The 14022-nt window shown below is 28.9% G+C and carries 11 protein-coding genes and 2 pseudogenes; 7 read left to right on the forward strand and 6 right to left on the reverse strand.

Annotation, left to right across the window (positions count from 1 at the left end; translation table 11 throughout):
• Nucleotides 1-59 precede the first annotated feature (59 nt).
• Genes AABL87_RS17080 through AABL87_RS17090 form a run of 3 tightly spaced genes read left to right on the forward strand, consistent with a single transcriptional unit; the run spans nt 60 to nt 5326 of the window.
• Complete coding sequence (locus AABL87_RS17080; protein WP_341277654.1) at nt 60-1424, forward strand: TonB-dependent receptor domain-containing protein; 1365 nt, start codon at nt 60-62, stop codon at nt 1422-1424.
• A gap of 4 nt (nt 1425-1428) precedes the next feature.
• Nucleotides 1429-2817, forward strand: a complete 1389-nt coding sequence (locus AABL87_RS17085; RefSeq protein WP_341277655.1) for a RagB/SusD family nutrient uptake outer membrane protein — start codon at nt 1429-1431, stop codon at nt 2815-2817.
• Complete coding sequence (locus AABL87_RS17090) at nt 2807-5326, forward strand: alpha/beta hydrolase family protein (RefSeq protein ID WP_341277656.1); 2520 nt, start codon at nt 2807-2809, stop codon at nt 5324-5326. The genes AABL87_RS17085 and AABL87_RS17090 overlap by 11 nt, the downstream gene beginning before the upstream one ends.
• 49 nt (nt 5327-5375) lie before the next feature.
• Here AABL87_RS17090 and AABL87_RS17095 read toward each other — a convergent pair whose 3' ends face one another.
• The 5 genes from AABL87_RS17095 to AABL87_RS17115 form a co-directional block, all read right to left on the reverse strand.
• Nucleotides 5376-5669, reverse strand: coding sequence for a DUF6520 family protein (locus tag AABL87_RS17095; RefSeq protein WP_341277657.1), 294 nt, complete (start codon nt 5667-5669; stop codon nt 5376-5378).
• A gap of 52 nt (nt 5670-5721) precedes the next feature.
• Nucleotides 5722-7194 (reverse strand): MauE/DoxX family redox-associated membrane protein, encoded by a 1473-nt coding sequence (locus AABL87_RS17100; protein ID WP_341277658.1) that lies wholly within the window; start codon nt 7192-7194, stop codon nt 5722-5724.
• Between the two features lie 74 nt (nt 7195-7268).
• Nucleotides 7269-7934 carry a response regulator transcription factor gene (locus AABL87_RS17105; RefSeq protein ID WP_341277659.1) on the reverse strand — a complete coding sequence of 222 codons (666 nt, stop codon included), beginning with the start codon at nt 7932-7934 and terminating at the stop codon, nt 7269-7271.
• Nucleotides 7927-8691 (reverse strand): sensor histidine kinase, encoded by a 765-nt coding sequence (locus AABL87_RS17110; RefSeq protein ID WP_341277660.1) that lies wholly within the window; start codon nt 8689-8691, stop codon nt 7927-7929. The genes AABL87_RS17105 and AABL87_RS17110 overlap by 8 nt, the downstream gene beginning before the upstream one ends.
• A gap of 626 nt (nt 8692-9317) precedes the next feature.
• Nucleotides 9318-9632, reverse strand: coding sequence for a hypothetical protein (locus AABL87_RS17115; RefSeq protein ID WP_341277661.1), 315 nt, complete (start codon nt 9630-9632; stop codon nt 9318-9320).
• A 184-nt stretch (nt 9633-9816) separates the two neighbouring features.
• Here AABL87_RS17115 and AABL87_RS17120 point away from each other — a divergent pair, with 184 nt between their 5' ends.
• The 4 genes and pseudogenes from AABL87_RS17120 to AABL87_RS17135 all read left to right on the forward strand — a co-directional run bounded on the left by AABL87_RS17120 (nt 9817) and on the right by AABL87_RS17135 (nt 13120).
• The gene (locus AABL87_RS17120; RefSeq protein ID WP_341277662.1) at nt 9817-10653 is read left to right on the forward strand and encodes an RteC domain-containing protein; all 837 of its coding nucleotides are present in this window, start codon (nt 9817-9819) and stop codon (nt 10651-10653) included.
• A gap of 52 nt (nt 10654-10705) precedes the next feature.
• Nucleotides 10706-11267, forward strand: a pseudogene (locus tag AABL87_RS17125) (Crp/Fnr family transcriptional regulator).
• A gap of 107 nt (nt 11268-11374) precedes the next feature.
• A complete protein-coding gene (locus AABL87_RS17130) occupies nt 11375-11749 on the forward strand; it encodes a RidA family protein (RefSeq protein WP_326368694.1) in 375 nt (124 codons plus the stop codon).
• Nucleotides 11750-12334: 585 nt separating this feature from the next.
• Nucleotides 12335-13120: a hypothetical protein gene (locus AABL87_RS17135; RefSeq protein WP_341277663.1), complete on the forward strand. Its 786-nt coding sequence runs from the start codon at nt 12335-12337 to the stop codon at nt 13118-13120.
• A 789-nt stretch (nt 13121-13909) separates the two neighbouring features.
• Here AABL87_RS17135 and AABL87_RS17140 read toward each other — a convergent pair.
• Nucleotides 13910-14022, reverse strand: a pseudogene (locus tag AABL87_RS17140) (helix-turn-helix domain-containing protein); the annotation flags it as partial.

Genomic DNA, 14022 nt, shown 5'->3' on the forward strand with positions numbered 1-14022 from the left:
CCTTTTTAGATTAACTAGACTTTTTGCCTAGTCCCCAACTTTTGTCACTGATCCCCAATATGCTGAGTATTAATGCAAGTAATTTCTCGTCAAATCTGTTTTTAAAAAATATTGGATCAGCTAAAACTAAAACTATATCTAGTACAGGTAATACACAATATAAATATGCTTCTATTTTTTCTAGATTAAACTATAAATACAGCGATAAGTATATTGCTAACATAACAGCTAGGAGAGATGGTTCTAGTAGATTTGGAGATAAGCAGAAGTTCGGTAATTTCGGTGCAATTGGACTAGCATGGATATTCTCTAACGAAGACTTTTTAAAAAATTCAAAATGGTTAGACTTTGGTAAAATAAGAACCAGTTATGGTATAACAGGAAGTGACAATATTGGTGATTATCAATACCTAGATACCTATACAATAGGTACAAATATATACGATGGGCTAACTGAATTACTTCCTTCGAGATTACATAACCCGAACTATAGTTGGGAGCAAACTAATAAGTTTGAAGCAGCTTTAGAATTATCTTTATTCAATAACTCCATTAATACAACTTTAGCTTGGTATAGAAATAAATCAGCCAATCAACTAATTGGTGTACCACTTCCCTATACCACAGGCTTTCCTTCTATACAAGACAATTTAAATGCTACTGTTTTAAATACAGGTTGGGAGCTTTCTATTAATACTAACAACATTAAAACAAATAATTGGTATTGGACAACAAGCTTTAATATCTCTTTTCCTAAAAATAAACTCTTAGAATTCCCCAATCTAGAAGGATCAACCTTTGCAAATAACTATGTAGTTGGAAAATCTCTAAGTATAAAAAAATTCTACAACCTTGAAGGAGTTGACCCAACAACTGGATTATACAAATTCACTGATTACAATAACGATGGAAAACTGACCGCTATTGAAGATAAACAAATCATCAAAAGTATGGATGTTGAGTATCATGGAGGAATAGCAAATACTGTTCAATACAAAAACTTTACACTAGATGTTTTATTTCAATTTGTAAAGCAATCTAATTTAAACTATAACTCAGTAATTAAACCTGGAGCATTATTTAATCAACCTAGACAACTATTAGATCGTTGGTCTCAATCCAATCCACATAGTCAATACTCCTACTATACCTCAGGGTTAAATAGTCAATTAAATGAGCTACAAGCAATTTTCAAAGAAAGCAATAAGACTTTTTCTGATGCCTCTTATATAAGACTAAAGAATATATCATTAACCTATCAGTTTTCAATACCCAAAGCAAGAATAAAGGCTTTACGAATCTACGTTTTAGGTCAAAATCTTTGGACAATAACAAACTACTTTGGTCTTGATCCTGAATTTTTAAACCTAGGTTATTTACCTCCTTTAAGAACTTACTCATTTGGAATTCAATTAACACTATAACATTATGAAAAAACACATCAATGCATATCACTTAACAGCCATATTGTCAATATGTCTTATATGGTTATCTACAAGCTCTTGTGAGTCACTTATTGAAATTGATTTACCTACAAATCAAATAAATTCTCAAGAAGTATTTAAAGATATCAGTATTGCTAGAAATGCACTTACTGGGCTATATACTAACGTAAGAGAAGAATCTCTATTTACAGGAAAGATATCAGGTATGGGAACCCTACTGAGTTTATATACAGATGAATTAGTATCCAATGTTGAGGCCAACTCTAAAATTGGAATTAATGAATTTTATACAAATACTTTATTGCCCTCTAATAATCAACTAGCCCTAGTATGGAACAATTCGTATAAACACATTTATAGTATAAATAGTTTTATTTATGGTCTAACAAACTCTAAATATATCGACGAGCAATCAAAAAAAACTCTACTAGCTGAGGCATATTTTTTAAGAGCATTATACTATCATTACCTATGTCAGCTCTTTGGAGATATACCATATGTAACTTCAATTGATTATAATAACAATACAAAAATTAAAAAAACCACTTACCTTGAAGTACTCAACCTTATTGAAGCTGACTTATTGAATGCTATAGACTTTATTGAAACAGAATTTCATAAAAACAAATATTACCCTAATAAGTCTAATGTCCTACTGCTACTTGCTAAAAACTATCTACTTAAAGAAGATTATATAAAAGCAGGAATTACAGCAAAAGAACTACTATCTATACCAAACATAGAAATAGAAAAAGATCCTTTAAAGACTTTTAAAAAAAATGCTAGTAGTACACTTTGGCAATTAGATAAGAACTCCCCAACTACATATACCTATGAAGCAGATAATTTTTCTTTTAAGACCTTCCCTCCATCACTGACCCTAAGCAATCATATATTATCAATATTTACAAATGATGATCTTAGAAAATCAGCATGGATTAATCAGGTTCATAAAAATAATTTAACCTTATATCATTCTTATAAGTATAAAAACATCAACAATAATACAGATGAAAACTCTATTGTATTTAGAGTTGAAGAAGCTTATTTTATTCTAGCTGAGGCATACATATATCAAGACAAACCTCAGCTAGCAATCCAAATATTGAATACTATAAAGCAACGTGCAAATACAAATACTCTTTCTGAAAACCTAGACAAACAACAAATCATTACTGAATTATTAAAAGAACTACAAAGAGAATTTTTCACAGAACAAGGACACCGTTTTTTTGATTTAAAGAGAAATGGAAAACTATCTCTTTTAGAATCTACAAAACCAAACTGGTCAATGAAAAACAGCCTTCTTCCTATACCAGAAAAAGAACTTTTGTTAAACCCTAATTTACTACCTCAAAACAATGGTTATTAACAAGATAATTATTTGCTATATTATTACAATAACTAGCTTTGTTAGTATCGGATTTGGTCAAACCAAGTCCGATACTATTCAAATTGATTCACGTTGGAGTACTTTAAATAATATTTTATTATCTGACGATGGAAGATGGAGCCTATTGACTAAAAATTCTACTACTGTGGAACTATTGCTACTAAATACCCAAAATAAGAAGCAGTATAAGTTTAAAGCAATAAATAATTTCCACTTAGCAAAGAACAATACCTTTCTTTATCAAGATGTTATTAAAGAAAATATCGAACTTATCAATCTAGAAAACAATAAATCTAATACAATACAAAATGCTACCTTACTAGAATTTATAAAAGATGAGAATATTTTAGTCTATCAAAACAATAAGACTAAACAGAATTATATTGCAAATTATCACAATAACACCTTACATTTACTTTGTGACACTGTAAGTATGTTTTTCAAGAACTATTCAATAAGCCCTGATAAAAAAACACTTATATATCAGTCCTTATCAAATAATCAACTTTTCAAAATTGATTTATCAAAAAACACTCATACCTACTTAAGTTCTTTTTCTTTTCCAATACCTCGTTTTTATTGGAAAAGTAATTCTGAATTAGTTTCATTTTATTTACAGGATGTTAATGAATCAAAACAGATATTCATTGTAAATCTAAAAGATAATACTCTAAAGAAAACAGAATTATTATGTGATGATTATAGCCTTTCTACAATCAATAATATTAGTTACTATAACAATTCAGTTGTTATTGAATATCAACTTAAAAAGAATAAGAAAACTACTATTTCACCAGATATATGGGCAACAAATAATAGAAATCTAACTGAAAAAATATACAGTAATAAATCAATTGATTTTAAACCAAAAACACTTATTTATAACATACTATCTACTAAAAAAGATACTATAAATACAAATAAAAACACAAGGCTTTTAAATATAGGAGATTATAATCTAATAGGTTACAACACTACTGAAAACTATGATTATACTAATTTTAAAAGGCCAACAAACTTTTACATATTTAACAAGACATCTTTTCTGCCAAAGCTTATTATAAATCAAATCTTAAGCTACAATAGTAATTTTTCATTCTCTCCTAATGGTAAATACATTGCTTATAAAAACAAGAAAAATTGGACTATTTACAATTTAGAAACTAAAGAAATACTAGAAAACAAAAATTTTAAAACAAACCTAGATTATTTAATTTGGTCTACAGATTCAGATATTATCTATGGAATCAATCAAGGGATTTTAATAAAACTAAATCTTTTGAACTTAGATTTAGAACAAACTATAATTGATACAGATTCCAATCTAGAATTTACTATGTTTAATACAGTTGTCCTGGAATCTCAAAATAATTCAAATGCAATTAGAATCCTAAAACTTAATAATGAAAAAAGAATATTATTAGCTTCTAAAAACCGCACCAATAATTTATTTTCATTATACTTAGTTGAAAAGAATAAAGCAATACCCATTGTAAAAAACACCCCTAATTCAATAGATAATATACTATTTGATAAAAATTTAAAAACAATTACTTATTCTGAACAAAACTTTAAAATCCCTAATCGTATACAAGTTTGGAAAGAAAACAAAATAAAAACTTTAAAAGAAAATGAAACTCCAATAGAATTATACAACTGGAGAAAACAAAAGATTATCCAATATACAGTACAAGGTAAATCAATGAAAGGGGTTCTTTACTATCCTAAAGATTTTCAAGAAAATAAAAAATATCCAATGATTACCAGTATTTATCAAGTACAGTATAAATACGCCAATTTATTTAACACTCCAGAATTAGCCATAGATGGATTTAATACTAGTGTATTTACTGAAAACAACTATTTTGTGTTTTATCCTGACATAGTTTACAACACCTCTGGACCAGCTATATCAGCTCTACAGTGTGTAAAAGAAGCAATAGAAACAATCCTTTCCAAAGAGCAAGCAATTGATAAAACTAAACTAGGCTTAACTGGACGTTCACATGGTGGGTATGAAACTAATTACATAGTTACTCAAACAGACATCTTTAAAGCCGCTGTATCTGGAGTAGGAAATAGTGATTTAATAAGAGCATATTACTCTTATAACTTGAATTTTGGTATACCTAATTATTTTAAAATGGAAAATGGTCAGTTTGAAATGTCTTCAGATTTTGCTAAAAACAAAGAGTTATATCTAAAGAACTCCCCTATTTTATATGCTCATCAAATAAACACTCCTTTACTAACCTGGACAGGTAATAAAGATGAAAATGTCCATTGGGGACAAACTCAAGAATTTTTTATCGCACTATTAAGATATAAAATTCCTCATGTAGCTCTTTTCTATCCTAATGAAACTCACTCTATTTTAAATCCTTTACTAAAAAAAGATTTGAATCATAGAGTCTTACAATGGTTCAATTATTATCTTAAAGATCATAAAAACATTGAATGGATACAGAAACATACTACTTTTAATTAGAGATATTATAGTAGCCTATTTAGTAGTAAATAGGCTACTATCTTTAGTTTTAATCCTTAAACAGCGGTTCTGAACATAGAGTTGCACTATCTTCATTTAATCGCTTACCATACAATGGATGTTCTAAATTTGTAACAGGATCTGTCCATGTACATATTTTTGAATCTACTGTGTTACATTGACTTCTTTCAATACAAACAGCACCTTCAGTATCCATCTTTTGATATGCAGTTTCATCTACAAAAAATTTTGAATTCTTCATTGCATTTGTTGCAAATGCACTACCGATAGCAAGAGCAAATACACCGATTGGCAATCCTGCTGATTTTAAAAATCTTTTCATAATTAATAAAGTATTATTGATTAATAGCTTGTTTTAAAAGTTAAGCTAAACTTTACTCAAACTTATCTGTCAGGGATTTGGCCAGTCTATAACGAACAAGTTGTTGATCAAATAGACCATACAAGTAATGGTCTGTGACAATTAAATCTATAAGCTTATCTTCCCCTAGGTGGTTGATGTAAAAGCTTGCGATATAACTGTTGGTTTTAAAGTCATAGATATCAACAATGCTGGCTTGTTTCCAGATTGCCTTGGACTCGTTTTGTCCAAGAGAGTTTGATACAATAAACAAGAGATTGTTTTTAGCTACTACCTTTTGATTTATAGCACTCATCGGAGTTGTCATTTTATGCTCTCCAGATGCTAATTTAGCAGTTGTTATAAGGGCAGTCTTAGTTGTGTCAATAGTGTTTTGCCTATTTAATAACTCTAGACTTGAATCAGTTAAAACATATTGATTCTTATAATAGTAAGTATAGATTAAAGTCTTCGCCTCTTTGCTATAACTAAAACTACCATCTGTGTCAAATACTCCATCGGAGTTACTCTCTAGTAGCTTAGAGTTAATAGATATTTTTGGATTATTATTTACATTGATAAGTCCTAGTATGTGCTTATAATTTTTACTACTTTGGCTCTTTATAACAATTGAAGTCGGGTCTATTGGATTATAATCCGAAAAATAAGCTTCTTTAAAGCTAAATATTTCTGTTTGTTTTATTTTTTCATTAGAGTTTAACTCTCCTTTATAAACTATAGGGATTGATCCATCAGCTAAATAGAAATACGGATAAACTGTTTTTAGCTTTAAATATCTATAAGGGAAATGAGTTGAATCTATTTTTATCAAGTATTCCTCTCTTTGCATTAGAGAGTCTACACTGATAAATATTAAGGGTGTTTTACTATTACCCAAATATACTTTGTCTTTATAGTATCCTGAGAAATAAAAAGAGTTCACCTTTAAATCTAAAGTATCTTCTTCTGCTACTCCATGAGGTAGGTATCTTCTTATAAAAGGGTTTTCCTTTTTTATGATATGTTCAGAAGATACAAAAAGAAGTATAACCGTTAGAACACTTACTATTGTAGTTACAATAGATAAAAGGTAAAAGCGTTTAGGTTTATCTTCTGTATAGAATATACTAAGCAGAATTAAAACACTTATGATGATATTAAACCATAGATGTTCATTCCAACCTAACTTTTCTAGTACTCCTCCACAAGAACAAGGGATAAAGTCACTGTAGTTTAATATTAAATAGATATAAATGGTAAATGCAACCATTAAACTATAGCTTAAGTATAGTCCTAAAAGCCTTGTAGATCTAAGAGTAAGTAGAAAAGCAATTACAAGTTCTGATATTACAACTAAATAAGCTATAACTCCAGCGTACATGCTTAGTAGTGGGGACTGAGTAAGTTGTACCTTAAACTCTTCAAATGTGATTAGTTTACTTATTGCTGCATAGACAAAAAGTAGTACAACAAAATAACGTACAATAAGGACATACTTGGCTTTCATGGTGGTTGCATTTTGGGATATCCAAAATCTACAACTCACAGTTATTCAAATCAATACGTGATTTCACGGTATTTTTACCGTGTTTTCCTCTCTTTATTCTCTTTCTCATCAATATCCTCAATATAGTGCCAACGTAGTGCATAGAGAATTACTCCTATAAAATTACTAGAGCCTGTTCTATCCATCAAATTTTCTTTCATCTTTTCAATAGTACGCGGGCTTAAATTAAGCTTATCTGCAATTTCACTAAGGGTAAATTGCATTGCATAGAGTTTGATTAACTCAATTTCTTTAGTTGTAAAAACAACTTCCTCACTATCTTTTTGCTCTTTGACTTTACTGACAGTATCTTGTATTTCTATATCATAATATACTCCGTTTGTATACACGCAGTAAATAGCTTCTTTAAGTTTAGAGAAGGAAATATTTTTGGTTAAATAGCCTGATATATTATATTTAAGCATTCTTTTTATACTACGGCCATCACAAAAACTTGTGAGTATAAATACCTTGACATTTGGATGGTTTTTCTCAAGTAAACTAGCCACTTGATATCCGTCCATAATTGGCATGGAAATATCTAAAAAGACAATATCAACACTAATTCTTTTTAGTTTTTCTAATAGTTCAATACCATTAGAACAGTCAAATAAAACTTCAATATCTTCTATCTTTGAAAATACGTTTGAAAAATTTTGTCTAAACAATCTGTGATCGTCAACTATAGCTATTCTAATCATTACTTTGTTTATTAAGTGTTATACTAATCTGATTACCTTTACTGGTAGATTCATGGCAAAACTTAGCCTTAATCTGATCTATTCTTGTCTTTATATTATAAAGTCCAAGTCCCACACTTTTTGATTTTGCATTAAAATCATATTCAACCCCATCATCAAGCAGATATAAAACTAGATCGTATCTACTCCAAACAAGGTAGATCTCAACAAAACTTGCCTTGCTGTGTTTAAGAATGTTCTGGGTGAGTTCTTGTACAATTCTATATAACTCTAACTTTTGAATATCACTTAAAACAAAACTTGCAGTTGTAGAGTTAAAATCAAACTTAATACTAGTTACTTTAGATACTCTGGTTACATAGTTATTTAAAAGCTCTGTTATTGTATTGTCTTTAATAAGAGGTGGAGATAAATTATAACTGATTCTAACAGCTTCCTCATAACAAAAGATTATTCCATCGTATAAATCAACCTTTACTTTAGCTATTTCTTCTTGATCTTCACTAAGATTTAAAAGAATCATAAGGTTTTTTAAGTTTCCAAGATCACTACAAATTCCATCGTGTAGTTCTTTGGCCACTCTTTCTCTTTCTTTGTGTTCTACAATTAAATTAGTTCTTAATTGCTTTGTTAATATTTCATTTTGATATTGATTGATTCTTTTTTGGTAAATCACAACAATGATAACAACCATAATAGCCAGTGAAATCATAATAAAAGTGCCAAGCCAAAAAAACAATTCTAGTTTATTCTCCATATGCCTAATAATAATGTTATTCTTAAAATCAAATTGGCAAGTACATTTACTAACCAAAAATCACCAATATATAAATCATCCTTGTCAATACAACTTATAAGCATAAACAAAGAAATAGTTGTACTATAGTAGAAAAACAAGCCCATAATAACATAGAAAAGACCTTCTTTATATAGCTTTAATATCTGTTTTTCATTAGATATCTGTCTAATCCATAGAAAGCTACATACCAAAACAAATAAAGTGATATAGGTCTTGTTAATACTAGTGGATAAAAAAACTGATTTAGTATTAAAATAAAAGATTGACAAGACATAAAACAAAAGAAAAAGACCTAGAGAAACTTTAAAAAAAGCTTTAGGTCTTTGTCTTATACAATGACTAAATAAATAATATAAAGCACTAAACTCTAAAAAGGAATATATCTGATACCACCAAAGAACACTTACCTTTAATTGTAAACTAACAACACATTCATACAAAGATGAAAATGCCATAAGGCTAATTAAAGGCACAACAGATCTACTAGGTATACTTTTGTATTTTCTACCAGATATAAACAACACAATAGGCATACAGCCCATAAGAAGTGTTGCATATAAGAGTATGCTGTATAACATAAATCATTACTTGTTCAGTTTACTGTCTTTAGGACATAAAGGAGGACAAATAACAAGGTGATCAACAATAACACCATTTGTTAAATCCTCTGCTTCTTGGTCCACTCCTACTAAGACTAAATTTACTTTGTTAGTTGCCTTATCTAAACCTGGATAAATACGAACTCCTATACAACCGTTTTGAGACAGTAGTTCGTTTAATTTATTTGTTCCAATAAAGTAACTCTTAGGTAAATCAGCATTGTTTTCCTGGTAAGAGTGTGTAAGTTCCACAGCCTTTTCTAGGCTAATTTGATCTGCACTATTTTTAGTAACTTCCATAAAATTAAGCATTTAAAAATTAAAACATAAATATTTATAATTTTCAAACAATTTGCAATACGTGTTTTCCGCATATTTTACAGTGTTTTCACGTATTGACTTCTAGTTTTGATTTATTTTATTTTAAAAGGGCTAATACTATAGGTTTTTAACTCGGTACATAATTAACCAACACTCATTAATTATGACACTAAACACACAGCACAAAAGCGTATTAAAACAAATCGAATCAAAGGAAATTGAATTAAACTTACTTGACTCAAATCCTATTACAAAGACTTATGAAATGATTCAATTTTTAAGGCTCTTACTTATAACCCTAAAACAAGAAGTACTCCAAGTAGGGTTCCAAAATCAAATAGATGAGATTGATTTTTTTAAAGTAATTAAACCTCAAGTCTTAGGCAAACTAATCTTTTACAACAAACTCTATTCTATAGAAACAAGTTGCCCAATAGATATTGTTGTTAAAAATAAATACTATCATAAGCATCTAGAAGAGCTAAACCTTGAGTATAAGAAGTATTTTGCTTACAATGACTTTTATAAATACTATAATGCTAATCGAACAGACAAAGACATAGAATATTTTACTTTGGGTAAAACAGACCTACTCATTGGAATTAATAGCTTTATCTTTGAAATAGATCCACTCTTCTCAACTTATTATGATTATAAGATAGCTCGTATTATCTCTCATGATCTACTTCAAAACTACCTTCATGAAAAAATACAAGAATATGATATTAGTACTAATCAGATAATATCATCTAATTTAGTGTGGTCAGAATCTCAAAATGCGCTCATAGAGCTTATCTACGCTCTTTACCTATCAGGGTCTATTAATAATGGTAAAGGAGAAATACGCAAAATAGCAGTACTATTTCAACAGGTATTTGGTATTAAGCTTTTAGATATACATCATGCCTTTCATAGAATGAAAACAAGAGCTAAGTCAAAAACGTGTTATTTAGATAAACTAAAGGAAGTCTTAGAGGAGTATATGGATAAAGAATATTGAAATTAATATCTTTAATACTTTCCCTTGTAACTTATAATACTTAGTAAATCATATGAATAACCTCCTTAGGACACAAATAGAGCAAGTAATTTCCCTAACAAACTAGGAGTTTGATTTTATCTTGTTTTACTTTTAAAAAATATAAAAAACATCAATTTTTAATTCAAGAAGGAGAACCTGTACCTTATCTGTTCTTTATTGATACAGGTCTTTTAAAACTTGTTTATACTGATGATAATGCTAAAGAGCATATTGTAGACTTTGCAATGGAAGGTTGGTGGGAAACGGATCTAAAAGCATTTTATACCCAATCTCTAGCAAGCATGAGTTTAGAATGTATTGAAGATACGCTTGTCTATGCTTTAGATTTAGAAGGATATAATAGACTAAGAAAAAAACTTCCTGTAATAAATGAATTCTTTTTAGATAAAACGCACAAGGGATTTATTGCAGGGCAGCAGCATATTTTATCCATGATGAAAAAAAATACTACAGAGAGGTTCTTTGAACTTCAAGAACGCTTTCCTGGTATTATGCAGCGCGTTCCAAAATCTCTATTAGCTGCTTATCTTGGAGTTTCTAGAGAAACACTAAGCCGATTAGATTTAAAGTGATCTACCTCACTTTTTATTTGTGATATAGCTCAACTGCTTATTTAAGCGTTTAATAGCAAATTTGCTATATAACTTAAAATAAGAAAGCAAAATGATAGAAAACAGCTATTAATCCTTGGCAATGGCAATCTCAGCGCAACTACGCTCAAGCAATAGAAGTTAAAAATGCTCAAAGTACATTATACTGCTATGGTCAAGTAGCCATTGACACTAATGGAGTTTCAAGTAATGCTGATATGAAAACTCAGCTTCTACTCTCTATTAAAAACTTAGAAGAGGTAATTAAAACAGCAAATTATTCCCTTGAAGGTATTGTTAGATTAAATATCTATACTACTTCTACCACTGAGCTTATACAACACTTTCCTATTTTACAAGAGTGGCTTGTTAAACACAAAATCAAGCAAGCAACAACAATACTTGAGGTAAAAGGATTATTTGAAAATCTAACAGTAGAACTTGAAGCTACAGTTGTAAAGTAATACTTATAAGCAGATGCTATAGAATTATAGCATCTGTTTGTTTATAGTGTTAAGTCTTGTTTCTTACTTTATTTTTCAGTTTTAAACCCACTATAATTCTTAAGACTTAGCTAACCTTGATACCTTAATCTGAAGAACGAATAGAAAAATAAATTATAGTGCACTTATGGCAATAATCTTTTAATTATTTATCTACTAAAAACAAACTTATTATTGCAGCTTAAGACCATTTATCTCTCATTTTAAGTTTTAAGAAACTCTATTATTTACTTAAGTATTTTATCTAAAATCTATATTTCTTTAATCACAATTACTTTTTGTTAAAATATGTCATTTTTAACATATATAAAATATGTTACAATTTTAAAAATAAACTACTATAATTAAGTTAATTAAATAATTAATGACATTATATAGCATTAAAAAAAATAAATTATACTTAAAAAAAAACAACACAATATAAATTAATTTATATCAAAAAACACAATTAATCAACTATTAATTAATTAATATACATATAAAATAATAACATAAAACAGATTGAATTATTAACTAATCTTGCAGTATTCACTTTAATATAAACTTATGAAAGAAATTATGTTTCCAGAATTATCTGAGAAAAAACAACAAAGTATTTATGGGGCATGGGGAGGCTCACGTTCAGATCAAGACTATAGAGAGGATATTCCTAATTATGATTTGGATAATATTATAATACCTAGTGATGGAGGAGGAGGTTATACGGTACCTAATGAATGGTTAAATGAAATTATAGTTACTCCTGATGGTGGTTACGCTAATGACAATTCTGGAGGTAATTGGGGTGACGACTGGAGTAATGGTTGGGGTAATGGTGATTTTGGAGGAGGTGATTTCGGAGGAGGTAATTTCGGAGGAGGATCTTCTTCGGGAGATAGCGATTACAATATTAGTAATGATTCCTTTATAGATTTTGCATCTGGAGAAGCATCTGATGCTACCAATAATGAAATTGCTGAGAAAATTCGTGCTGCTGCTGCTGCTGCTGGGCTAGCAGCAGGAGCAGCAGGTACAATGTTAGAAGGCTTGGATAAGACAATTCAAAAAATTGGATTTACTCCTACTAAACTTGCTTCTGTTGGTAAAGGTTTAGGTGTAGCAAGTGTAGTTATTGGAGGTACAGAACTAGTTATTGCAGCAGCTGAAGTAGCCTCTGGAGAAAGAGATTGGAATGATACAGATACATTAAATACAATAGCAACAGCGTTAGGAGCTACAGCAGTTTTTTTCCCTGGTCCTCAATCTATTATATTTGGAGGATTATCTATAATGGTTGGTTTAGTTGGAGCAGCATATACCAGTCAAAATCATTCTATGAATTATGATTATTAATATATGATATGCTAAAAGAAACATACAAAATATTATTTGAAAAATATTTGAATTACTATTTCTACAATGTACACAAAAACAATGAAGAAAAATCACGAAATTCAGCAAATTCTATTATTAAAAATATATCATCTATCCTATTACTTATTACTCTGAATTTAGTACTAGTATCTTTGATCAATTTAGTATTTGGAATAAAAATAAGGTTGAATAATGTAACTATAAAACTTTTCTTCTTAACTGTTAATGGTATACTATATATAATTTACTCTCAGTGGTTCAATTCAAAAACCATTGAATGGAGTGAAAGTATAAACATTAATACTGAAATAAAGAAAAACTATATAATGTTATATTCTATTGCTTCCACTATTTTTATGTTTACTACACTAATACTGATTGCTATATTTTTTCCTAATCTTTTTGTTTAATTAAGATGCACAAAAAAAATAGAATTATTCTATTTTCAATATTAATTTTATTTGTTTTATTAACCTTTTCTTGTTTTGGACAAGAAAAGGTTAAATTAAATCACTTTCTTAATCAACTTGAAAATAGTAATAGATATGAATTTTTAAAAAACAGTTACAAAATAAACGAAAATAACTACAAGATTTTTAATAATATACATCTAGTAAAAGAAATAGACTGTTAAATTAAATGAGCTGATTTTGGTGTGAATTATTTTGAAAAAAGTGTTGTAAAAAAAAACAAAAACAGGGGTTAAACCCTTATGAATGCTAGGATCTGATTTATTATTGTATCTAAAAAACAAAAGCCTGAATAATTTCAGGCTTTTGTATTCATCATTTCTACTATATCCTCATATCGATAGAATATAAGACCTCCTATTTTCTTATAAGGAATAGTTCCTTTTAATCTCATATTTTGAAGTGTACCAG

Source organism: Myroides sp. C4067 (assembly GCF_038039665.1).
GTDB lineage: Bacteria > Bacteroidota > Bacteroidia > Flavobacteriales > Flavobacteriaceae > Flavobacterium > Flavobacterium odoratimimum.